21 protein-coding genes are annotated in these 22,256 nt (G+C 60.9%); 11 read left to right on the forward strand and 10 right to left on the reverse strand.

Annotated elements, in window-relative coordinates; all coding sequences use genetic code 11:
• Window positions 1-303: 303 nt before the first annotated feature.
• Window positions 304-966 (reverse strand): phosphoribosylglycinamide formyltransferase, encoded by a 663-nt coding sequence (purN, locus tag ACNA0I_RS10570; RefSeq protein ID WP_415805958.1) that lies wholly within the window; start codon window positions 964-966, stop codon window positions 304-306.
• A gap of 48 nt (window positions 967-1,014) precedes the next feature.
• On the opposite strand from purN, the gene ACNA0I_RS10575 reads away from it, so the two are divergent.
• Genes ACNA0I_RS10575 through lspA form a run of 3 tightly spaced genes read left to right on the forward strand, consistent with a single transcriptional unit; the run spans window position 1,015 to window position 5,402 of the window.
• Window positions 1,015-1,980, forward strand: a complete 966-nt coding sequence (locus tag ACNA0I_RS10575) for a bifunctional riboflavin kinase/FAD synthetase (RefSeq protein WP_415805959.1) — start codon at window positions 1,015-1,017, stop codon at window positions 1,978-1,980.
• Window positions 1,970-4,825 (forward strand): isoleucine--tRNA ligase, encoded by a 2,856-nt coding sequence (gene ileS / locus ACNA0I_RS10580; RefSeq protein WP_415806034.1) that lies wholly within the window; start codon window positions 1,970-1,972, stop codon window positions 4,823-4,825. Before ACNA0I_RS10575 ends, ileS begins: the two co-directional genes overlap by 11 nt.
• A 43-nt stretch (window positions 4,826-4,868) precedes the next feature.
• The gene (gene lspA / locus ACNA0I_RS10585) at window positions 4,869-5,402 is read left to right on the forward strand and encodes a signal peptidase II (protein ID WP_415805960.1); all 534 of its coding nucleotides are present in this window, start codon (window positions 4,869-4,871) and stop codon (window positions 5,400-5,402) included.
• A 21-nt stretch (window positions 5,403-5,423) separates the two neighbouring features.
• On the opposite strand, the gene ACNA0I_RS10590 is transcribed toward lspA, so the two are convergent.
• On the reverse strand, window positions 5,424-6,128 hold the full coding sequence (locus ACNA0I_RS10590; protein WP_415805961.1) for a GntR family transcriptional regulator: 705 nt from the start codon (window positions 6,126-6,128) through the stop codon (window positions 5,424-5,426).
• A 162-nt stretch (window positions 6,129-6,290) separates the two neighbouring features.
• Between ACNA0I_RS10590 and ACNA0I_RS10595 the strand changes: the two genes are divergently transcribed.
• The 6 genes from ACNA0I_RS10595 to coaBC all read left to right on the forward strand — a co-directional run bounded on the left by ACNA0I_RS10595 (window position 6,291) and on the right by coaBC (window position 12,728).
• A complete protein-coding gene (locus ACNA0I_RS10595) occupies window positions 6,291-7,256 on the forward strand; it encodes a Bug family tripartite tricarboxylate transporter substrate binding protein (protein ID WP_415805962.1) in 966 nt (321 codons plus the stop codon).
• Window positions 7,257-7,264: 8 nt separating this feature from the next.
• Complete coding sequence (locus ACNA0I_RS10600) at window positions 7,265-8,407, forward strand: mandelate racemase/muconate lactonizing enzyme family protein (RefSeq protein ID WP_415805963.1); 1,143 nt, start codon at window positions 7,265-7,267, stop codon at window positions 8,405-8,407.
• A gap of 5 nt (window positions 8,408-8,412) precedes the next feature.
• Window positions 8,413-9,324 (forward strand): fumarylacetoacetate hydrolase family protein, encoded by a 912-nt coding sequence (locus ACNA0I_RS10605; RefSeq protein ID WP_415805964.1) that lies wholly within the window; start codon window positions 8,413-8,415, stop codon window positions 9,322-9,324.
• Window positions 9,314-10,288, forward strand: coding sequence for an NAD(P)-dependent oxidoreductase (locus tag ACNA0I_RS10610; RefSeq protein WP_415805965.1), 975 nt, complete (start codon window positions 9,314-9,316; stop codon window positions 10,286-10,288). Before ACNA0I_RS10605 ends, ACNA0I_RS10610 begins: the two co-directional genes overlap by 11 nt.
• 8 nt (window positions 10,289-10,296) lie before the next feature.
• Entirely contained in the window at window positions 10,297-11,439 is a 1,143-nt protein-coding gene (locus tag ACNA0I_RS10615) for a mandelate racemase/muconate lactonizing enzyme family protein (protein WP_415805966.1), read from the forward strand.
• 83 nt (window positions 11,440-11,522) lie between these two features.
• A complete protein-coding gene (gene coaBC, locus ACNA0I_RS10620; RefSeq protein ID WP_415805967.1) occupies window positions 11,523-12,728 on the forward strand; it encodes a bifunctional phosphopantothenoylcysteine decarboxylase/phosphopantothenate--cysteine ligase CoaBC in 1,206 nt (401 codons plus the stop codon).
• 98 nt (window positions 12,729-12,826) lie between these two features.
• Here coaBC and ACNA0I_RS10625 read toward each other — a convergent pair whose 3' ends face one another.
• Window positions 12,827-13,882: a metal-dependent hydrolase gene (locus tag ACNA0I_RS10625; RefSeq protein ID WP_415805968.1), complete on the reverse strand. Its 1,056-nt coding sequence runs from the start codon at window positions 13,880-13,882 to the stop codon at window positions 12,827-12,829.
• Between the two features lie 122 nt (window positions 13,883-14,004).
• Here ACNA0I_RS10625 and ACNA0I_RS10630 point away from each other — a divergent pair, with 122 nt between their 5' ends.
• The gene (locus ACNA0I_RS10630; RefSeq protein ID WP_415805969.1) at window positions 14,005-14,565 is read left to right on the forward strand and encodes a hypothetical protein; all 561 of its coding nucleotides are present in this window, start codon (window positions 14,005-14,007) and stop codon (window positions 14,563-14,565) included.
• Between the two features lie 136 nt (window positions 14,566-14,701).
• Complete coding sequence (locus ACNA0I_RS10635; protein ID WP_415806035.1) at window positions 14,702-15,334, forward strand: dUTP diphosphatase; 633 nt, start codon at window positions 14,702-14,704, stop codon at window positions 15,332-15,334.
• Window positions 15,335-15,493: 159 nt separating this feature from the next.
• On the opposite strand, the gene ehuA is transcribed toward ACNA0I_RS10635, so the two are convergent.
• From ehuA to ptsP, 7 genes are all read right to left on the reverse strand, one after another.
• Window positions 15,494-16,264 carry an ectoine/hydroxyectoine ABC transporter ATP-binding protein EhuA gene (gene ehuA / locus ACNA0I_RS10640; RefSeq protein ID WP_415805970.1) on the reverse strand — a complete coding sequence of 257 codons (771 nt, stop codon included), beginning with the start codon at window positions 16,262-16,264 and terminating at the stop codon, window positions 15,494-15,496.
• Entirely contained in the window at window positions 16,261-16,932 is a 672-nt protein-coding gene (ehuD, locus tag ACNA0I_RS10645) for an ectoine/hydroxyectoine ABC transporter permease subunit EhuD (RefSeq protein WP_415805971.1), read from the reverse strand. Before ehuD ends, ehuA begins: the two co-directional genes overlap by 4 nt.
• Window positions 16,929-17,570: an ectoine/hydroxyectoine ABC transporter permease subunit EhuC gene (gene ehuC / locus ACNA0I_RS10650; RefSeq protein WP_415805972.1), complete on the reverse strand. Its 642-nt coding sequence runs from the start codon at window positions 17,568-17,570 to the stop codon at window positions 16,929-16,931. The genes ehuD and ehuC overlap by 4 nt, the downstream gene beginning before the upstream one ends.
• A gap of 15 nt (window positions 17,571-17,585) precedes the next feature.
• Window positions 17,586-18,524 (reverse strand): ectoine/hydroxyectoine ABC transporter substrate-binding protein EhuB, encoded by a 939-nt coding sequence (gene ehuB, locus ACNA0I_RS10655; protein WP_415805973.1) that lies wholly within the window; start codon window positions 18,522-18,524, stop codon window positions 17,586-17,588.
• A 217-nt stretch (window positions 18,525-18,741) separates the two neighbouring features.
• Complete coding sequence (locus tag ACNA0I_RS10660; protein WP_415805974.1) at window positions 18,742-19,902, reverse strand: ABC transporter substrate-binding protein; 1,161 nt, start codon at window positions 19,900-19,902, stop codon at window positions 18,742-18,744.
• 252 nt (window positions 19,903-20,154) lie between these two features.
• On the reverse strand, window positions 20,155-20,340 hold the full coding sequence (locus tag ACNA0I_RS10665) for a hypothetical protein (RefSeq protein ID WP_141217691.1): 186 nt from the start codon (window positions 20,338-20,340) through the stop codon (window positions 20,155-20,157).
• Between the two features lie 153 nt (window positions 20,341-20,493).
• Window positions 20,494-22,239, reverse strand: coding sequence for a phosphoenolpyruvate--protein phosphotransferase (gene ptsP, locus ACNA0I_RS10670; protein ID WP_415805975.1), 1,746 nt, complete (start codon window positions 22,237-22,239; stop codon window positions 20,494-20,496).
• Window positions 22,240-22,256: the final 17 nt, after the last annotated feature.

Consider the following 22,256-nt stretch of genomic DNA (forward strand, 5'->3'; position numbering starts at 1 on the left):
GTCCCTGGGGCCTGGACCGATCCGAGTCACCCGAGCGCCCTTCGGGCCGAGACCGGTCCGAATAGCCTGATCGCCCTTCGGACCGAAATGGCCCGCTGGATGTGCGACGGGCTCCACCACGCGGACCGGTTTCAGATCGGTTCGTGGAAAAAGCGCCTGCGGGACGCTGCCGAGAGGCGGGATTCTTGCTCATTGTTTTTCCATAAGGCCGAGGCTGCGCCTTGACCGGTCAAAATTCAGGGCCGAGACAAACTGCCTCGGCGGATGATAACGAGAGGTTGCGATGGGGATACGGCCTGGCCGTCAGACCTCGCCCTCGATAAACAGACGTTGCGGATCGCCATCGACCTCGACACGATGATCGACCGTCAGGCGCACCCTGCCCTCGACCAGCCAGCGAACCGCTGCGGGATAGGCCTGGTGCTCCACGGCCAGCACGCGGTCAGCCAGGATATCAGGTGTGTCACCTGCACGGACAGGAACGCAGCCCTGCGCGATGATGGGGCCGTGATCCAGTACCGGCGTCACGAAATGCACCGTACATCCGTGCAACTGCACCCCTGTCGCCAACGCCTGAGCGTGCGTATGCAGACCGGGGAACATGGGCAGCAACGACGGATGAATGTTCACCAACCGGCCCGCGTAGTGATTCACGAATCCCGGCGTCAAGACGCGCATGAAACCAGCCAGCAACACATAATCGGGCTGGTACCGGTCGATTTCCTCGGCCAGCGCCGTATCGAAAGCTTCCCGGCTAGGGAAATCCTTGTGATACAGCGCGCCGGCGGCGATGCCCTGTTCGCGCGCCCACGACAATCCCGCCGCATCGGGGCGGCTGGCAATGACGGCGCAGACCTCGGCGGGCCATGCCTGGTCGCGACAGGCGTGAACCAGGGCTTGCATATTGCTGCCACGTCCCGAAATAAGGATAACCAGGCGACGTTTTAAAGGTGAGGATTCCGGCAAGATGAGATATTCCAAGGCAAACCAACCTAAAATTGTAAACTCTCGGTCGTGAAAACCTTGCTGCAACTCTATCGATCGGTCCCGCCGCCTGCGCGGCGATCCCCCTGCGCGCTGACAATCGGCAATTTTGACGGCGTCCATCGCGGTCATCAGGCCATTCTGGCGCGCGTGCGGCAGGCGGCCCGCGAACGCGGGCTGCTGCCCTCGGTGCTGACATTCGAGCCGCATCCCCGTGAATATTTCGCCACGCTGAACCAGCGGCCGGAACTCGCGCCGACGCGTATCTCTGGTTTGCGCGACAAACTCGAAGCGCTTGCCAGCCAGGACATGGCGCAGATCGTCATCGAGCGATTCAACGCGCGATTCGCGGATATGTCTGCCAATGCCTTCATCGAGGAACTCTTGGTGGGCGGCCTGCAGACGCGTTGGCTGCTCGTGGGAGAAGATTTCCGCTTTGGCCGCAAGCGCAGCGGCGACGTCGACCTGCTACGCGAGGCGGGCATGGTGCACGGGTTCGAGGTACAGACGATCGCTGACGTGACCGACCGCCAAGGGCATCGCGTATCGAGCTCGGAGGTCCGCACCGCGCTTGCCGTGGGAGATCTGGCTCGCGCCGAACATCTGCTGGGGCGCCCGTTCCAGATCAGCGGACACGTGATCCACGGCCAGAAACTCGGCCGTACGCTGGGTTTTCCCACCTTGAATCTGCGCGTTGCGCCACGCTGTGCCGCGCGCTCGGGGATTTATGTAGTACGAGTCCATGGGTTGGGCGAGCAACCGCGCCGCGCCGTCGCCAGCCTGGGAGTGCGCCCCACCGTCGAGGATCACGGACGTGTGCTATTAGAGTCACACCTGCTCGATGGCCCGGCTGACGCATACGGTAAACTCATACGCGTTGAGTTCCTGCACAAGTTGCGGGACGAAGAAAAATTTCCCGATCTGCCTTCCCTGACAGCCGCCATCGCCGACGACGCGCAAAACGCGCGTGCCTATTTTGCCGTTCATGGACTATAAAAAAACCCTCAATCTGCCCGACACCTCCTTTCCGATGCGAGGTGATCTTGCCAAACGCGAACCTGCCTGGGTCACCCAGTGGGAAGAAAACCACGTGTATCAAGCCATACGCGCTGCCAGCCGTGGCCGGCCGCGTTTTGTGCTGCACGACGGACCGCCCTATGCCAACGGCGACATCCACATTGGCCACGCGGTCAACAAGATCCTGAAGGACATCATCGTCAAGAGCCGCAACATGGCGGGCTACGACGCGCATTATGTGCCGGGCTGGGACTGTCACGGCATGCCGATCGAGATCCAGATCGAAAAGAAATTCGGCAAGCACCTGCCCGTGACGGAAGTCCAGTCCAAGGCGCGGGCGTACGCACTGGAACAGATTGATCGTCAACGCCAGGACTTCAAGCGTCTGGGTGTGTTGGGCGAGTGGGATCGCCCCTACCTGACCATGAACTACAGCAACGAGGCGAACGAGATCCGTGCGCTGGGTGGCATCCTGCAAAAGGGCTACGTATTCCGTGGTCTGAAGCCCGTGAATTGGTGTTTCGACTGCGGCTCGGCCTTGGCCGAGGCCGAGGTCGAATACGCTGATCGCGTGGATCCGGCCATCGATGTGGCGTTTCCGTTCGCAGACAAGCCGGGCGTGGCGAAGGCCTTCGGCCTGGATGCGGTCGACGATGGCGCGGTGGTGATCTGGACCACGACGCCGTGGACGATTCCGGCCAACCAGGCCCTGAACGTGCATCCTGAACTGGAATACGCGCTGGTGCGCGTCACCCCGGCAACGGCGCATGGATCACTGCTGCTGTTGGCCAGCGAGCGCGTGGAAGCCTGCCTGAAAGCCTGGAACCTGCAAGGCGAAATCATCGCCACCACCGCGGGTGCAGCGCTCGACGGATTGCGTTTCCATCATCCGCTGGCGTCGGCCGATGCCGGCTATGCGCGCACCTCGCCGATCTACCTGGGCGACTACGTCACCATCGACACCGGCACCGGTGTCGTGCACTCGGCTCCCGCCTACGGTATCGAGGACTTTGTGTCGTGCAAGGCGCACGATCTGCCCGACGACCAGATCCTGAATCCCGTGCTGGGCGATGGCAAATATGCCGAGAGCCTGCCGCTGTTCGGCGGCCTGTCCATCTGGGACGCCAATCCGCGCATTGTCGAGGCCCTGAAGGCCGCCGGGTCGCTGATGGACGTGCAAAAACTGTCGCACAGCTACATGCATTGCTGGCGCCACAAGACCCCGGTCATTTACCGCGCCACCAGCCAATGGTTCGCCGGCATGGACGTCAAGCCCGCCGATGGCGGCCCCACGTTGCGCGAAAGCGCCTTGGCCGGCATTGATGCAACGGCGTTCTATCCCTCCTGGGGCCGCGCCCGCCTGCATGCCATGATCGCCAACCGGCCCGACTGGACCTTGTCGCGCCAACGCCAATGGGGCGTGCCCATGGCGTTCTTTGTGCACAAGGAAACCGGCGCCCTGCATCCGCGTACGGTCGAATTGCTGGAACAGGTCGCACAGCGCGTTGAACAACACGGCATCGAGGCCTGGCAGTCGCTGGACCCGCGCGAGCTGCTGGGTGACGAAGCAGATCAGTACGAAAAGAATCGCGACACGCTCGATGTCTGGTTCGACTCGGGCACCACGCACGCTACCGTGCTGGGCGGCAAAGACCAGGCTCTGGGCGGCTCGCACGGCGCCGAGCTGGCCTGGCCGGCTGATCTGTACCTCGAGGGTTCCGACCAGCATCGCGGCTGGTTCCACTCGTCGCTGCTGACCGGCTGCATGCTGTATGGTCAACCGCCGTACAAGGCCCTGTTGACGCACGGTTTCGTGGTCGACGGCCAAGGCCGCAAGATGAGCAAGTCGGTGGGCAACGTCATCGCCCCGCAAAAAGTGTCCGACTCGCTCGGCGCCGAGATCTTGCGCTTGTGGGTCGCATCGACAGACTACTCCGGCGAGCTGTCGATTTCCGACGAGATCCTCAAGCGCGTGGTCGAAGGCTACCGCCGCATTCGCAACACGCTGCGCTTCTTGCTGGCCAACCTGGCCGACTTCGACGCTGTCAGTCAGGCCGTGCCATATGACGAGCTGTTCGAGATCGACCGCTATGCATTGGCTATGACGGCGCAAATGCAGGCTGAAGTCATCGCGCAATACGAGCGCTATGATTTCCACCCTGCCGTCTCGCGTCTGCAGACGTTCTGCTCCGAGGATCTGGGCGCGTTCTATCTGGATATTCTCAAGGACCGTCTGTACACCACTGCCACCGACAGCGTGGCGCGACGTTCGGCACAGACAGCTCTGCTGGAAATCACGCAGACGCTGCTCAAGCTGATGTCCCCCATTCTGTCGTTCACGGCAGAAGAGGCCTGGAAAGTCCTGGCCGATTCCGCACTGAAGCACCAAGCCGATGCGCCGCGCGTCACGATTTTCACCGAGGTGTTTCACACGCTGCCGCCGTACGCCGAGGGGTTGACTGGGAAATGGGCGCGTCTGCGCGCCATCCGTGCCGACGTGCAACGCAAACTCGAAGAGGTCCGCACGGCAGGCGGTATCGGCTCGTCGTTGCAGGCCGAAGTCGATCTGCATGCCGACGGTGACGATCGCGCCATCCTGGAAAGCCTGGGCGACGACCTGCGATTCGTGTTGATCGTCTCTCGTGCCACGGTCCATGCAGGTACGGGCGATTTGCGCATCGAGATCACGCCGTCCACGAACAAGAAATGCGAGCGCTGCTGGCACTGGCGTCTGGATGTAGGCAGCGATGCGGACCATCCCGAGATCTGCGGCCGTTGCGTGTCCAACTTGTTTGGCTCGGGCGAGCCACGCGACAAGGCCTGACACCATGTCGCATGAGGTACCAAGCCAATCCTCGGCAGGCTCCGTGAACAACGCGAGCCGGCAGCCGGGCCGTGAGCCAGGACAGCCTGTCCAACCAGCGCCGCGTACCACCGGGCGCTGGTTATCGATCGCCCTGCTGCTGATCGTCCTGGACCAAGTCACCAAGCTGTACTTCGACTCGGCTTACACGTACGGCCAACGCGTCAACGTGCTGCCGATCTTTGATTTCACGTTGGTGTACAACCGCGGCGCGGCGTTCAGTTTCCTGGCCTCCGAAGCCGGGTGGCAACGGTGGCTGTTCACCGCGCTGGGCGTCGTCGCGTCTGTCGTCATTGTCTGGCTGCTACGCCGCAATACGGCGCAGCCGCGCTTTTGCCTGGCGCTCACGCTGATACTGGGCGGCGCGCTCGGCAATGTGATCGATCGCGTGGTCTACGGCCACGTCATCGATTTTCTGTTGTTCTACTGGAACGACTGGTACTACCCCGCCTTTAACATTGCCGATGTCTGCATCACCTGTGGCGCAGTGCTGCTGGTACTGGACGAACTGTTGCGCGCACGCAAGCCGCGCAACTGAGGCCTGCACAGGCGGCGGCTGTTACCCCGCCTGTGTGTCTGCCGTGGCCTCCCGGCGGCACAATAATTGATGGATATAGGTCCCCGCCTCGGAGATGTCGCGCCGAATGGCGTCCGCCACGCCCTGCGCATCCTTGCGCTGCAACGCATCCAACGCCGCGGCATGGTAGTCCGTCTTTTTCAAATACGGTACATATTCCGGCAAGACGATGGTCAAGACCGGGCCACAACGCAGCCACAGCGTCTCGATGGCATCCTGAATGATCGGCATGCGCGCCAGTGCATAAATACCGAAATGAAAGCGGCGATGCATCTCCAGATAATGATCTCGCCGTTCTTCATTGATGTGATCCGTCATCTGCACCAGGTGCTGGCGCAATAACGCGATATCCGAGTCAGTCGCATGAGCCGCGGCCTCGTAGGCGGCACGTGACTCCAGATCCGCACGCATGATGGTCAACTGCCGGAATTGATCTGGATCGATAGGCGGCACGATTGCGCCGCCTCCCTGCCCCCCGGTACCACGCTCGAGCACGCGCTCCGCGATCAGATGATTCACAGCATCGCGTACAGGCGTCAGGCTGATTCCCAACTCGCCGGCCACGTCGCGCAGCAATATGCGCTGGCCCGGTACGAAACGTCCCGCCAGCAACGCGCCCCGTAATTCCGCATACGCCCGGTCCCACAGCGTGTATTTCTCGATTTGCTTCAGGCCGGTTGCGCCCACGTAAAACCCCTTTGTTACAACGAATAGCGAACCGGGATGTTCGCACTGTCTGCCTCGCTTGGCAAATTGCCAACCTCCCTATTGTTGTTTGTTATAACGAATGCTAGCATCACAGCAAAACCGCAAGCCGAAAAATCGGCCAACCCCAAGGAGGAGACAACCATGTCCTTGATAAAGAAAGCGTTTTTTGCCGTTGCACTGACTGCTGCATCCCTGCCGGCCTGGTCTGCCGATGCTTATCCGTCCAGGGAGATTCGATTTATCGTGCCCTGGAATGCAGGCGGCTCGAACGACATTGCCGCCCGCGCACTGCAGCAGATTTTGGCAAAAGACGGGTTCAACATCGTGGTGGAAAACGCCCCGGGCGCTACCGGCGCCATAGGCCTGACCAAGGTCGCCAATGCTCCGCCAGATGGCTATGTCATTGGCATGGGCACGAGTTCGACGCTGGCTCAGATTGCCCAGAAAATGACGCCCCTGCGCAATGACCAGTTCACCCACATTGCTCGGGTTTCGACCGACCCGCTCATCTTGTTGGTGCCCGCGTCCGGCCCCGCCCAGACGCTGGAAGAATTCCTCGATTACATGAAAAAGAACCCGGGTAAGGTTTCTATCGGCACACCGGGCACCAATAACCTGAACCATATTTTTGCCGAGATGACGGCCCGTGTTGCCGGCGTGCCTTACGTCAATGTGCCCTACCCCGGCGGCTCCAAAGTGATCGCGGACTTGTCCGGCAAGCAAATCCAGGCCGCTGTGCTGAAACCCTCGGAAAGTCGCGGCCAGATCGAGGCCGGTTACGTCAAACCCATCGCGGTGTTCGATACCCAACGTTTGCAAGTCTGGCCGGATGTGCCGACCTTCAAAGAAAAAGGCTATGACGTCTTTCCCTACGGTCCGCTGGTACAGATGGCCTATGTAGTCGGCCCCGCCGGTCTGCCAGGGCCGGTACGCGACAAGCTCATTCAGGCTTTCGAAAAAGCGATCTTGAGCCCCACGTTCAAGACTTTTTCCGAACAGAACGGTTTTCTGGTGGATGGCCTGGCAGGAGATCAACTCGAGAAAGAAGTATTGGCCGTCCAGAAAACACTGGATGACGTTGGAACCAAAGTCTTCAAAGCAAAATGAGGTCGGATGTGAGCACCATCAAGAAAGTCACTTGCCATGTTGTCAGCGCGCCTGTCGAGCGTCCCTTTACCTCGTCGCGCGGATGGTTGTACAAAACGCGCGGCTCATGCATTGTCGAAATCGAAACCACGGACGGCGTAGTCGGCTGGGGTGAATGCTATGGTCCCGCCCAGGTCGCACGCGCCTACATCGACTCGCAATACGGCCCTCGTATTGTCGGACGCGATGCCTTCGATGTAGAGGTGATCTGGGAAGACCTCTACAACCGTATCAAAGACTACGGATCCAAGGGCATGGCGATTTCTGCACTGAGCGGTATCGACATTGCGCTGTGGGACATCATCGGCAAGGTATGCGGCAAGCCCATTCATAAACTCATTGGCGGTGCTTACCGGACCGAAGTTTCCGCCTACGCGACCGGCCTGTATTTCATCGATATGGACCGGCTCATCGACGAAGCCGTCGACGAAGCGCGCGGCTACGTGGAAGAAGGCTTCACCGCCATCAAGATGAAAATCGGCCTGGGCTCGCCCAAGCTGGACATCGAGCGCGTGGCCGCCGTGCGCAAAGCCATCGGGGATGATGTGCGGTTGATGGTGGATGCCAATCATTGTTTCACCGTGCCCGCGGCCATACGCCTGGGACGCGAGCTGGAACAGCTGAATGTGGAATGGTTCGAAGAGCCCATTTCGCCCGAAGACGTCGATGGCTATGTCGAAGTCACGCGCGCGCTGGATATGGCAGTCGCGGGCGGCGAAAACGAATTCACCCGATGGGGTTTTCGTGATCTGGTCGTGCGTAAGGCCATGGATATCGTGCAGCCCGACGTATGTGCTGCCGGTGGCATCAGCGAATGCCGCAAGATCGCCACGCTGGCGGCCGCGCATGGCGTCGAATGCGTGCCGCATGCATGGGGTTCGGCCATCGGGCTGGCAGCAACGTTGCACTTTTTAGCAGCGTTGCCGGATCAACCGCCGAGCTTTCGCCCCATGCCGCCACTGCTCGAGTTCGAACAGTGCGAGAACCCGTTTCGCGATCATTTGTCGACCGAGCCCATCGTGCAACAAGCAGGCATCGTACAGGTGCCGACCGGCGCGGGGCTGGGTATCGATATACGGCGTGAAATCCTCGACCAATATCGCGTGGCCTGACGACTATGCGCTTCGTTTCCTACTATGACGCAGCCGGACGTATCGTGCCCGGCATATTGCCAGGTGATCCCACAGCCCCGGAAGCCTGGGTGGCCGATGTCCGGCATCCCGCCTGCTCGGCCGATTATGCGGACTTGCCGGACACGCTGATGGGCTGGGTCGAATATGGGCTGATCAACATCGCTCAGCGTTTTGCAGCCGCTGCACCTGTCGACAAAAGCGCACGATTGCCGTTGTCCACGTTGCGCCTGGCGGCACCCTTGCCCCGCCCCGGCAAGATCGTCGGCGCCGCGTTCAACTACCATGACGCGTTAGCCGAGCGCGACATGGCGCCGCCTGCGGAACCGGTGATCTTTGTCAAATCGGGGCGCACTGTCATCGGCCCCAATGATGTCATTCGCGTGCTCCCCGATGCGGGCAATGTCACCTACGAAGCCGAACTCGCCGCCATCATCGGCAAACCCGCTTTGCGCGTGTCGCGTGAACAGGCGATGGAATACGTGGCCGCCTACACCATCATCAACGATGTCAGCGCCACAACACTGGTCAAAGCCGACGGGGGCTTTGTACGGGGGAAAAATCAACCGACGTCCGGCCCGCTGGGACCATGGCTCGTAACGCCCGATGAGATCCCGGATCCCTATGCCCTGGATATCCACCTGGACGTCGACGGACGTGTGCTGCAACGGTCCAGCACGCGCAGCATGCTGTTCAACATTGCCGAACTGATTGAGTATGCCTCGGCACGCATGCCCTTGGATCCGGGCGACATCATTGCCACGGGCACACCAGCCGGCGTTGCGGGTGCCCATCAGCCCCCGGCATGGCTGAAAGCCGGCAATAGCGTGTCGATATCGCTCAGCAAACTGGGCACATTAAGTAATCCCGTCGCCGCCGGAGCATCAGATGACCGCTAAGCCTCGCGTTCTGCTCACCAATCCTATTCATCCCGATATCCAACCGAAACTCGCGGCGCAGGTGGATCTGATTGTCGCGCCCGACACGTCCGCGGACACGCTGCGGCGATACGTTGCGGACGTACATGGTCTCGTCGTCCGCACCCAATTGCCCGCCGATATTTTCGATCATGCGCCCCACTTGCGAGCCGTGGTTCGGCATGGTGTCGGACTGGACATGATCCCCATGGATGCGGCCAATCAACATCGAATCCCCGTCGCCAATGTTCCCGGATCGAACACGTCTGCCGTGGTCGAGTATTGCCTGGCGGCCATGCTCAACCTGCGCCGGCCGCTCGCTGCTATCGACGCCGAGCTGCGCCATGCCGGCTGGAGCGCCGCACGGCCATTGGCGGATCACACCGCCGAACTGGACGGCATGACGTGCGGCATCGTAGGTGTGGGCGCAATCGGCAGCCGGCTGGCGCAGGCCGCTGCCGGCCTCGGGATGTCGGTGCTAGGCCTGACACGCCGTCCGGAATCCTTGCCGCCGGGCGTACAGCCCGCTACGCGGGAGGCTTTGTTCGCCAACGCTGACATCATTGTGCTGTGCTGCCCGTTGACTGATGAGACGCGCGGCCTGGCGAATGCCGACATGATCAACAGCATGAAGCCTGGCGCAATCCTCATCAATGTGTCGCGCGGCCCCGTCGTGCAGACCGCTGCGTTGCTGGATGCCTTGCGTCGCGGCCATTTAGGCGGCGCGGCACTGGATGTCCATGACATTCAACCGCTGCCTGCAGACAGCCCGGCTCTCGACGCCCCGAATCTGCTGTTGACGCCGCACATTGCAGGGATCACCGACTCCAGCATGAGGCGCATGAGCGAAGGCGCGATTGCCAATCTATTGGCGCTCTTGCGCGGCGACGTCGCGCCCAACATCGTCAACCCTCATGTGTTGTCTTCCCCTCAATCCATCTCGTGAGATCCGTCATGCGAATTGCCGACATACGCGCCGTACCCATCTCCTTTCCTGTTCCTGCTGAAAAATCGGTACGTCTGGGCATCGGCCGCAGCGTCAAGCGCGATGCGGTGCTGGTGCGCGTCGAAACCGACGACGGCCTGGTGGGCTGGGGCGAAGCCCATCACGGTCGTTGCCCTGGCGCCATTGCACGCCTCATCGACACCACCCTGCGCGAACTGGTGCTGGGCATGGACGCAACGGATGTTGCGGGCGTCTGGCATCGCGTCTACAAAATGCAACTGGCCAGCCATGGCATGGGCGCCGCAGCGGCGCTGGCGCTCAGTGGACTGGACCTGGCGTTGTGGGACATCCGCTGCCAGGCGACCCAATGGCCGCTGTGCCAGTTACTCGGCGGCACGCCCAAGCCGATCAAAGCCTATGCGGGCGGTATCGCATTGGGATGGCAGGCGCCGGAATCCCTCGTTGACGAGGCTCGCGCCTTGGTGGAACTGGGCTTTCGCGCGTTAAAACTGCGTGTGGGCGACACGGCAGGCCGCGACGTGGAACGCGTACGTGCTGTACGGCAAGCGCTGGGCGACGACATCGATCTGCTGGTAGACGCCAACACGGGCTATACCCTGGATGACGTACGCCGCGTCATGCCGGCCTACGAAGAACTCGGCGTCAGTTGGCTCGAGGAACCCTTTCCCGCCTGGGACAGGCACGCCTACGCCAACGCCGCCCGGCTGGGCCGCGTCCCGTTGGCAGCAGGCGAAAACCACTACACCCGTTACGAATTCGGCCCGTTGTTAGAAGACGGCAGCGTCGGGTTCCTGCAACCGGACCTGTCCAAGACCGGAGGAATCACAGAGGGCATGCGCATCGCCGCCATGGCGTCCGCACAGAAACTGACGGTCAACCCCCATACATCGGCGACCGCCATCAATATGGCGACCTCGATCCACTATCTGTGCGCGGTCGACAATCCGGGCTATTTCGAGGCCGACGTGACCCAGTTGAATCCGTTTCGCGACCATCTGGCGGACGTGCTGCCCTATCGCCTGGACGCCCAAGGCTGCGTACAACCGCTGGCCGGCGCGGGCATAGGCTTGCGTCCCGACCCGGATTTCCTCGCCAAACATCCGCTTATCGAGGGGCCTTGCTACGTCTAAGCCCCACCCGTCCCAGGGGCTGCCGGGCGAGCCGGAGGTTTTTTGCCGCATAATGGCGAAATTCGGAATTTTCATATATCCCCATGCTCGACCTCGCCCGCAAACGCATCGTCCTCGGCCTGACCGGCGGTATTGCTTGCTACAAGATCGCCGAATTGGTGCGGCGCCTGACCGAACAAGGCGCCGTCGTCGACGTCGTCATGACCGAAGCAGCCACGCACTTCATCACGCCTGTCACCATGCAGGCGCTGTCGGGGCGTCCGGTGTTTGTGGATGCGTGGGATGCCCGCATTGGCAACAACATGGCGCACATCGAACTGACGCGCGGTGCGGATGCGGTCTTGATCGCCCCCGCCAGCGCCGATTTCATGGCCAAGCTGGTGCACGGCCTGGCCGACGATCTGCTCTCGACACTGTGTCTGGCGCGTGCCTGTCCGCTACTGGTGGCGCCCGCCATGAATCGCGAGATGTGGGCAAATCCAGCGACGCAGCGCAATGTGGCCCAGTTGCGCGCCGACGGCGTCAGTGTGCTGGGCCCGGCATCGGGCGAACAGGCCTGCGGCGAGACCGGAGACGGCCGCATGCTCGAGGCCAACGAGCTCTTGACCGACCTGGTGGCCTTTTTCCAGCCTAAAGTCCTGGCAGGACGCCATATCCTGTTGACCGCCGGGCCGACATCGGAGCCCGTCGATCCCGTACGTGTATTGAGCAACCGTTCGTCCGGCAAGACGGGTTATGCCTTGGCCCGCGCGGCGCGCGAAGCCGGTGCGCGCGTCACCCTGGTGACAGGGGCGACCGCCCTGCCCTTGCCGCGGGGCGTGACGGCTCTGTCGGTCAACACCGCGCGCCAAATGCATGATGCCGTCATGGCCAATGTGCACGACGCCGACGTCTTTATCGCCGTCGCCGCAGTAGCGGATTGGCGGGTCAAAAATGTCAGCGATCAAAAGCTGAAGAAAACCAGCGAAGGCGGCGGCGCGCCGGTCATGGAGTTCGAGCCCAATCCCGATATTCTGGCCGAGGTGGCCAAGCTACCCAAGGGTCCCTGGTGCGTGGGATTTGCCGCCGAAACAGAAAAGCTCGCGGAACACGCCGAGGCCAAGCGAGTACGTAAAGGCATTCCCCTGCTGGTCGGCAATCTCGCGCACAAAGTCATGGACGCCGACACGACAGAACTGGTGCTTTTTGACGCCCACGGGTCTCACCCCATGCCGGCGGGATCCAAGCTGGACGCCGCGCGCCGGCTCATCGCGGAAATCGCCGCGCGGCTGCCTGCGGCCCGGCGATAAGAGCGTCTCACACAGCACGCGACGTGCCAACCGCCGAGCGGTCAGATGCTCGCTCGGCTGGAAAGAACAAGGCGCCGCACGCCAGTGTGGACGACACGTTACTGCGCCAAGGCAGGCTGGATCGCACGCTCGGCCCATTGCGCCAATGGCAGCGGCGTCGCGCTATCGACGATACGGGCCAGCACGATTTTCATTTGGGCCCATCCGCCACGCTCACTCGGCCAGATGTACGGCGTGACGGGGTGCCAAACACCATCGGCGGCTCGCTCGGCCATGACAAAACGAAAGGTGTAATAGCCTGCCATTCCCATGCGCAGATCCGTCACGACCAATCGATCTCCGAGCTCGTCGTAGCGCAGCCAGTCATTCGTGAACCAACGCAAGCGCTCATGCAGGGGCACGCCGTCCAGGACACCTGCCTGTGACACATGCAGCGGCAAGCGCACCATCTCGGGGCGATCGCGATCGAACCAGCCACTGACGGCCTCGTAGTAGTTGTTCGCACCGTCCTTGGCGATGACACGCCACAACAGCGTATTAAAAGGCATCGGCGTTGCCAACACCGCCGTCGGCTGCACCCCCTGCTCCCGCAACGCTTGTTCGACCCGAGTCTCGGCATGCCAACGCCCCGCCAGCGATATACCGAGATAGGCCGTACTGAACACCAATGCAGCAGCCAGCGCCGTCCGGGCTCGCGGCGTGCATCCGACGACTGCTGCCGCCAGCACCGTCACGACCAATGGCACCGTATATACCGGGTCAATGATGAACACCGCCGACCAGCTTTCGGGAATACGCGCCAACGGCCAAAACAGCTGAGTGCCATACACGGTGAATGCATCCAGCACGGGATGTGTCACCAGCACCAGCCAGAGCGTGAGCAACAAGCGCCCGCCACTATAGGGCGCATCGGGCCACTTTTTACGTATCAGCCACGCCAACACCAAGGCCAAGGCCGTCAGGACAAACACCGAATGAGAAAACCCTCGGTGAAACGTCATTTGCGACACCGGATCGGCATAACGCACCAACACGTCCATATCCGGCAACGTGCCCAGCAAAGCGCCGTACAGCAAAGCCTTGCGGCCCTGACTGCGGCCCAGTAATGCGCCCTGAATGCCCGCGCCCAATACTGCTTGAGTAATCGAATCCATATTTTCAGGATATTGTTCTAAAAAACGCAGCGCCCGCGCGCCGACTCGCCCAGACCATCCCGGGGCAACAAGCGTTAAGATACCGCACAGATCCTTCCGCCTGTTTTCACCGGACAAATCCCATGGCCATTTACGGCGAACCCAAGAACGGCGATTTCGTACGCTATATCGAGACGCTGAATCGGCAGACCGGCAGTCCTGGCCAGGTCTTGCCACGCCAGCGCAATGCCAAGCCGAACGCACGGCCTGCCGAGACGACACAAGCCGACACGCCGGAATCGGTCTATACCTATGCGCCACGGAATAAGTCGACGACGCCGAGCTATTCGCCGGATTCAGATACCTCGTCAACCGCCTATACGCGCAATGCGTCCCCCGGCGCAACGAGAGATAACGACGACGAGTCAGAGACCACTTTGGCGGCGCGCAGCGGTCAGCGGCATCTGTCGCTAGGCCTGGGCATCGCGGGCGCGATCGCGCTGTGGAACGCCGTACACAGACTGATCACGGCTATCAATACCCGCAGCCTCGACCTCGACAGCATGGTGCCGATCGTTTTTCTATCGATATGCGCCTGGATGCTGTTCAAAGGCGCCCGCGGCGCACGCCGGAAACAGAACAAGCCTCTGGTCAAGCTGCCGCCGCTCACGACCGTCCACATGGGCCGGAAACCGGGGAAATAGCCGGATCGGGCACAGGGGTTCGGCGCCCAAACAGTTGGTGCTAACATTTCGGGCCTATGGCCGCCAGGCCAGTTGATTTTACGGAGCGAACGTGAGCCACACCCCAGCCGGATTGACCGCTGCCCAGGCAGCAACGATGCTGACCCTGCAAGACCGCCTCAACAGCATCATCAACCCTGACTGGGTGAACGGAGGCGCACGTTTTCTGCGGGCGGCCTTTGTCGAGTCCGCCGAAGCCCTCGAACACCACGGCTGGAAATGGTGGAAAAAACAGACGATCGATCTGCCCCAGGTGCAGATGGAGTTGATCGACATCCTGCATTTCTATTTGTCGCACACTCTCGTATCCGCAGCAGGCTCCGCCCCGGATGCCACGCTCATGCTGGTCGCGGACCTGGCCTCCCCCGAGGCGATTGCGCTGGACGGCCACACCTATCGCCTGCCCGATCTGGATGTGCCCCAATTGCTGGAGCTGATCGGCGGCCTGGCCGTCTGCGGCCGCGCCAGCTATAAAACGCTGGAACACACCATGGCGCGCTGCGAATTGACGTGGCAGGACGCCTTTACGCAATACGTATCAAAGAACGTGCTGAACCTGTTCCGCCAGGAAAATGGCTACAAGACCGGCACCTACGTCAAGATCTGGCAAGGCGAAGAAGACAACGTCGTCCTCGCTCGTTTGATGTCGGCGCTGGACCCGGCCCGTCCGGATTTCGCCGACGCGCTGCATGCGGGTCTACAACAGGCCTACGCAGAAGCGACTCGCTGATCACTAGATCAGTGCCGTAAAAACATCCGGCTATGCCGGCCGGTCCCAGCGCATGCTGGGAACACCGGCATCCTTCGATCCACAACGCCCTCGCGCAAAGGCAGTTTCAGGCAGTCTCGCCCCGCTCGTTCGGGTCATACTGGCCGGAATCGCTCCGGATCAATCCGCCTCAATCACCGTTTGCAGAAATTGCTGCGTGCGTTCTTCTTTGGGGCTGGAAAACAGCACGCTGGATTCTGCGTCCTCGACGATGTTGCCCTGATCGAAAAACAACGTGCGATCCGAGCTGCGTTCGGCAAAACCCATCTGGTGCGTCACGATGATCATGGTCATGGTGCGCTTGGCGGCGAGGTCTCGCAAAATCTGCAAAATCCCGCCCACCAGCTCTGGATCCAGCGCCGACGTGACTTCGTCGAACAGCATGATTTCCGGATGCATGGCCAGGGCACGGGCAATTCCCACGCGTTGCTTCTGCCCGCCAGAGAGCTGGGCAGGATAGGCATCGAGTTTGTCACCGAGACCCACGAGTTCCAGGTATTCCTTTGCGCGTTGCGCAGCCTCGTCACGAGGCACGCCGGACACATGAATAGGCGCCTCCATGACGTTACCCAGCGCGGTCTTGTGCGGGAATAGATTGAAGTGCTGAAACACCATACCGATCTTGCCACGCACCCGCCGCACATGCGCCGAATTCGGCCCCATCTCACGTCCTTGGGCATCGCTCCACATCGACTCATCATCGATCAGAATTTCGCCACTGGTGGGGCGATCCAGCGTCATCAACAATCGCAGCAAAGTCGATTTTCCCGAGCCTGAAGGCCCGATGACCGACACGGTCTGCCCGGCAGGAATCTCCAGATCGATGCCACGCAACACCTCCAACTCGCCATAACGTTTGCATAGCTGATTCAGGCGAATGCTCGCGCTCATCTTGATCCTCCGAATTTTTTCAACCACGCCTCCAGGCGCCGGACACCCCAGGCGGCAATCAGGCTCAACAGCAAAAACAGCACCCCGACCAGCGTCAACGGCTCGGTATAGCGAAACGTCGCTGATCCAATGATCTTGCTTTGCTGCAACAACTCGACCACTGTGATTGCCGACAACAGCGGGGTGTCTTTAAACATCGCGACGAGATAATTTCCCAGCGCAGGCACGACAGGAGGAATCGCCTGCGGCAGCACTACCCCGACCGCCGTGCGCCACGGCGATAGATTCAACGCGGTCGCCGCCTCGACCTGCCCACGCGGCACCGACTCGATACCAGCACGGTAGACCTCGGCGCAATAGGCCGCGTAATGCAAGCCCAGCGCCAGAATGCCTGTGACCAACGGAGACAGTTGCAGGCCGCTTTGCGGCAACACATAAAACAGAAAATACATCTGCACCAGCAACGGTGTGCTGCGCACGAACTCGATCAACACCGCAACCGGCACCGAGATCCAGCGCGAACGCATACGCCGCAACATGGCCAGCACCAGCCCGAGCACGATGGCCAAGGCCATGCCGAGTACGGTCGCTTGTATCGTGATGATCAATGCCGAGCCCAAGGCCGGCAGAATTTCCCAGGCAAATGCCCAATCGAAAATAGGAGTCATCGGACGCGAAACCTCTGCTCCAGCAAGCGGATGCCCGCCGTGATCACCAGCGCCACGGCAAAATACAACAGCAGCAGCAAAAGAAATATCTCAGTCGTGCGCAACGTCTCTGCACGCAACATCTGACCGCGAAAAGTGAGATCGGTAATGGTGATCAACGACACCAGCGCCGTATTTTTCAGCAGTTCGATCAGCAAATTGCCTGCAGGCGGCAACATCGCGGGAAACGCCTGCGGCAGCACGATACGGCGCAGGGATTGCGCAGACGTCATATTCAATGCAACCGCGGCCTCGCGCTGGCCAGGCGCCACCGCCAAAATCGCCCCACGAACCACCTCGGCGCCATAGGCGCCCGCATTCGCCGCCAGCACCACAATGCCCACCGTCACAGCGGGCAATTTCAACCCGAACAACGGCAGCACGTAATAAAACCAGAACAACTGCACCAAGGCAGAAGTCCCCCGGAATATCTCGACATAGACCAGCGCAATGGCGCTGACGATACGATGCGTAGACAACCGCGCCAGGCCAGCTGCAAGCGCCAACGGGACGGCCAGCAACGCCGCCCCTGCCGTGATACGCAACGTCATCCATAAGCCGTCGAGCAGCGGCGGCAATAGCGTGGCGAACCCTTCCATTGAAAAAGCCACGCCTTATTTACCAGCGGCCGGTTCACCAGCGCAGAGCTTGGCTGCCGTCACGTCGCCGGGCAGTTCCGCTTTGGTGAAACCGAACGGCTCAACGGTCTTGGCGTGCTCTTCGGTACCGATGAACTTGGCCAGCTCGGCGTTAAAGGCATCCACAAACGCCTGATCGTCTTTGCGGAACGCAAAAGCCCCGTAGCCCCGCACGCTCTTGCCGTCGATGACAGGGTCCGTGAATGGCTCGGCCTTTTCCAGGTCGCCAGTCGCCGACTTATTCATCAGGTCGTTCACCGTCATCGCAGTCGCCGCGTAGGCGTCGGCTCGGCCGGCCTGCACACCGGACAACGCACTCACCACATCCGGAAACACCACAACGCGATCAAGCGGAATATCCATCTTGCGGGCGTACTCGCTTTCGATAGCCCCCACCACTACACCCAATTTCGTATCGTCTTTTTTGGCGATGTCTTCATAGCTGTGCAGCGCTTTGGGATTCCCTTTTTGCACCAGGAACGATTCACCCACGCCATAGGTGGGATTCGAAAAAGCCGCCTGCTGGCAACGCTCTGGGGTGACGTACATGCCCGCGGCAATGATGTCGAAACGCTTGGCCTGCAACCCAGGGATCAACGAGCCGAATTCGGTCAACACGCCCTCGACCTCGTTGATGCCCATGCGCTTGAGGACAACGCGCGCGATCTCCACCGCTTCGCCAGTAATGCGATTGGAATTGCTGTCCATATATGCATAAGGCGCTTCGTTCGCGTAGCCGATGCGTATGGTGCCCGCGGCTTTGGCGGCCTCCAGCGTGCTTTGTGCCGCTGGGGGATTATTGGCGGCGGAGGGTTTCGCGGCAGAGTCATCGGAGTCCGAATCGGAGCATGCCGCCATCAATCCCAGACTGAGCGCCAATACAGCCCATTTGGTCGTCTTCAGAATGTGTGTCATGCGAGGCTCCCTTTCAAAATATTTATAGACAGAACTAATTCACACGAAATAGTACGTCAATTAATCATTTCAACACAAAGTATATGATGACAAAAATCGAGCACGCTTGACGTCTTGAACTCGGCAAAACAAAAAACACGGCAGCGATTGCTCGCTGCCGTGTTCAATGGGCAAAAACCATTAAGCCGCCTGTCAGCGGCAGGACACTGCCTATCGCCTATTGAGCGTAAGAAAAACGCCCGTCGCGAATCACCCCCATCACGCGGGCGCGCTCGTCAAAGCCCTGGTGATCGGTCTTGGAAATATTCAGCACCCCATTGGGCACCACCAAATCCCGCGTGGTTTCCAACGCATCGCGCAAAACCGCCCGAAACTCGGGGGTCCCCGGCTTGGCGCCCGTTTTCAGGGCGCGGCCCACCGCGGAATCCAACAGCATCCATGCCCCATAGGCATCCCCCGCAAACTGCGTCAGGCTGTGGGGGCCGTGCTGAGCCTCGTACTTGTCCGCAAAAGCGACTGCCACCGATTTAACAGGGTTGCTGTCCGGCAGTTCTCGCGCCACCACGCCAGGCCCCGTGGGGAACAACGTGCCTTCGACGTCTTTACCGCCCACTTGCAGGAACTCCAGCGTGCCGATGCCATGGGTCTGATAAATGGGGCCTTTGTAGCCGCGCTCGATCAAGGTTTTTTGCGGCAAGGCCGCGGGCGTCCCCGAACCAGCGATCAGGATCGCATCGGGCTTTGCCGCCATGGCCTTGAGCACCTGCCCCATCACCGACGCATCAGTGCGCTGGAAGCGCTCTTGGGCGACGACTTTGATATCGTTGCCGGCGGCCTTGTTGAATTCGGCCCACCAGCTATCGCCGTAGGAATCGGCAAATCCGATAAAGGCCACATTCTTGATGCCTTTCGTACGCATATCATCCACTAGCGCCGACGCCATCAGCGAGTCGTTTTGCGGCATCTTGAAGGCCCAGCGACGCTTGGGATCATCGGCAGGCTCGACGATGACCGCCGAGGCAGCCAGGGCAATCATGGGAGTGCCGGTCTCAGCCAGGACATCCAGGCCAGCCAGCGCCGATGCCGTAATGTTGGGGCCGACAATCGCGTCGACCTTGTCTTCGGAAGTCAGCTTGCGGAAATTCTTTACCGCGCGGCTCACGTCAGTGCCGTCATCCAGAATGACATACCGTGCGGGCTCTCCCCCCAATGTGGCCGGCCACAGGCGCACCGCATTATTGGTTTGAATACCAATCGCAGCGGCGGGTCCGGTCGACGAGATATCGACCCCGATGACGACTTCGGCTTGAGCGGACCAAGACAGCAAAGGCGCAATAGTAGTGGCCAACGCAGCCAGGCGCAATAAAGGGTTAGGCATGAGGGAGTCCGGCAGAGTAGTGAAAAATAATGAATGGATGCGCATCCGTGCCACGGATGATATCCAAAACAAACCATTATTTTGCCGGAACCTGGTCGTCGCGCCGACACGCCCCGTTAAATAGTTAATTAAGACGCATTGAAGGCTGGGCGGAAATCGGGGTTGCCAGCGGCCGTAACTGGTCTCAGGCCGCTCAAAAGCAAAATGCCAGCGCTGGCGCTGGCATTTTGTCTGGCTGGCAGATAAGCCAGATCAGCGGCGTATAACGCGGCAAGAGGAGATGATCGGATGCGCCTGGCGGGCCTCATCCATACCGTGCAGTATTTCTCCGATGGCTTCCAGGAAATGGGTCACGCCATCTCGAAAACCACGCCAACCGCCTGGTGCCCCACCGGCCGGTTTGCCCGGCGGCGTAGCCCTGCTTGTGGAAACTTCCATGACCTACTCCTTGAGAAGAATGAAAGGGAACCACAAGAGTCATCTTACGCCGGGTTTTGTTGCAGCACAACATAAACTGTATTGCACTATGGCAAACGAGCAACAGCACGGTGAATTACGATTTTTTGCGGCGCAGCAAAACAGGCCGCTTCGTTATTCCAGACGATCCAGATCGACGCGCAACGCGCGATTCAACGGCGTCGCGACCTTGACCCGGAGGTCATTGGTATGGGCACGCAGAATCTCGCGCTTGACGTCCAGTATTTGCTGGGAATGCATGGAAAACTCGGTCAGGCCGAGTCCCAGCAAGAGGCGCGTCAGACGGGCGTCTCCGGCCATTTCGCCGCACACGGCCACAGGCTTGCCCATACGGGCACCGACGTTGATCGTATTAGCGACCAGCCGCAATACGGCAGGATGGAGGGGGTCATACAGACTCGCCACGTCATGATCCCCCCGGTCAACGGCCAGGGTGTACTGAATCAAGTCGTTGGTGCCGATGGACAGGAAATCCAGGGCCTCCGCAAAGGGCTCAATCGCAATCGCGGTGGCAGGGACCTCGACCATGGCGCCGACCTCGATCCGTTCGGCGTAGGACTGGCCGCGTGCGTCCAGTTCCCGTTTGGCCGCCTCGATCGCGGCGAACGCTGCCCGGACCTCGTGCATATGCGCCACCATGGGCAGCAGCAGCCGGACATGACCATGCGCCGACGCCCGCAAAATGGCGCGCAGTTGCGTCGCAAACATATCCGGATGCGCCAGGCAGTAGCGAATCGCCCGTAGCCCGAGCGCAGGATTCATCGCGACAGTAGCTTCGTCATCCAGGGTTTTGTCGGCGCCAATGTCCAGCGTGCGGATCGTCACCGGCCGCCCCGCCATGGTCTGCACGACAGAGGAATAAGCCCGGTACTGTTCTTCTTCGTTGGGCAGCGTCTGGCGTCCCATGAACAGAAATTCGCTGCGGAACAGGCCGATGCCATGGGCGCCGGCCGCCAAGGCAGCCTCGGCCTCATCGGGTAATTCGATATTGGCATGAAGCACAATTTCGATACCGTCCAGCGTGACGGAGGGTTCATCGCGCAACAGCGCCAACGCGGCGCGCTCGGCAGCGTAAGCCACTTGACGGTCGCGGTATTCCTGCAGCATGCGTGGCGAAGGATTGACCAACACCGCGCCCGTGGCGCCGTCCACCACCACCGTGTCACCATCGCGCACCAGCTCGCGCACATGACCCAATGCAACGACTGCCGGCACACCCATGCTGCGCGCCACGATCGCGGTATGCGATGTCGGCCCACCCAGGTCCGTCACAAACGCCGCAAAACGGCCGCCCCGCAAACGCAGCATATCAGCCGGAGAAATGTCGTGCGCCACGACGATCAAAGGATCGTCGCCATCCAGAGCCCCTGCGTCAGGCAGGATCACAGGATTGCCCGACAAGACTTGCAGCACCCGCTCGATCACCTGACGCACATCGGCGCCACGCTCGCGCAGATACTCGTCCTCCATGGCCTCGAATTGCTCGCCCAGAATCTGACCTTGCGCGGCCAACGCCCATTCGGCGTTGTAATGGCGCTCGCTGATCAGTGCACGGGTCTGCTCGGCCAACAACGGATCGGCCAACAACAGGCAGTGCACGTTCAACATGGCGCCCAGTTCGCGCGGCGCATCCGCCGGCAGGCTATCGGCCATTTTCTGCAGATCTGCCAGCGCGACGGTCAGCGCTTGCGTCAGGCGTTCGCTTTCTGAGGCGACGTCTTCCGGAGCAATACGATAGTGAGCGACCTCAAGCGAGGCGGCGCCCATCACTACTGCACGCCCTATCGCGTATCCCCGCGCCACACCCTTGCCCTGCAACGCGACCACGGCACTGATCTCGGCAGCAGGAGGCGCCGTCATGGGACATTCCAGGCTGG

This window comes from Bordetella muralis, from assembly GCF_965139205.1.
GTDB lineage: Bacteria > Pseudomonadota > Gammaproteobacteria > Burkholderiales > Burkholderiaceae_B > Bordetella_A > Bordetella_A muralis.

Bases quoted from the DNA above. Each gene is read 5' to 3' on its own strand.
- ileS (WP_415806034.1), top strand. From the start codon at position 1,970: ATGGACTATAAAAAAACCCTCAATCTGCCCGACACCTCCTTTCCGATG.
- ACNA0I_RS10595 (WP_415805962.1), top strand. From the start codon at position 6,291: ATGTCCTTGATAAAGAAAGCGTTTTTTGCCGTTGCACTGACTGCTGCA.
- ACNA0I_RS10605 (WP_415805964.1), top strand. From the start codon at position 8,413: ATGCGCTTCGTTTCCTACTATGACGCAGCCGGACGTATCGTGCCCGGC.
- ACNA0I_RS10610 (WP_415805965.1), top strand. From the start codon at position 9,314: ATGACCGCTAAGCCTCGCGTTCTGCTCACCAATCCTATTCATCCCGAT.
- ACNA0I_RS10615 (WP_415805966.1), top strand. From the start codon at position 10,297: ATGCGAATTGCCGACATACGCGCCGTACCCATCTCCTTTCCTGTTCCT.
- coaBC (WP_415805967.1), top strand. From the start codon at position 11,523: ATGCTCGACCTCGCCCGCAAACGCATCGTCCTCGGCCTGACCGGCGGT.
- ACNA0I_RS10625 (WP_415805968.1), bottom strand. From the start codon at position 13,882: ATGGATTCGATTACTCAAGCAGTATTGGGCGCGGGCATTCAGGGCGCA.
- ACNA0I_RS10630 (WP_415805969.1), top strand. From the start codon at position 14,005: ATGGCCATTTACGGCGAACCCAAGAACGGCGATTTCGTACGCTATATC.
- ACNA0I_RS10635 (WP_415806035.1), top strand. From the start codon at position 14,702: ATGCTGACCCTGCAAGACCGCCTCAACAGCATCATCAACCCTGACTGG.
- ehuA (WP_415805970.1), bottom strand. From the start codon at position 16,264: ATGAGCGCGAGCATTCGCCTGAATCAGCTATGCAAACGTTATGGCGAG.
- ehuD (WP_415805971.1), bottom strand. From the start codon at position 16,932: ATGACTCCTATTTTCGATTGGGCATTTGCCTGGGAAATTCTGCCGGCC.
- ehuC (WP_415805972.1), bottom strand. From the start codon at position 17,570: ATGGAAGGGTTCGCCACGCTATTGCCGCCGCTGCTCGACGGCTTATGG.
- ehuB (WP_415805973.1), bottom strand. From the start codon at position 18,524: ATGACACACATTCTGAAGACGACCAAATGGGCTGTATTGGCGCTCAGT.
- ACNA0I_RS10660 (WP_415805974.1), bottom strand. From the start codon at position 19,902: ATGCCTAACCCTTTATTGCGCCTGGCTGCGTTGGCCACTACTATTGCG.
- ACNA0I_RS10665 (WP_141217691.1), bottom strand. From the start codon at position 20,340: ATGGAAGTTTCCACAAGCAGGGCTACGCCGCCGGGCAAACCGGCCGGT.
- ptsP (WP_415805975.1), bottom strand. From the start codon at position 22,239: ATGACGGCGCCTCCTGCTGCCGAGATCAGTGCCGTGGTCGCGTTGCAG.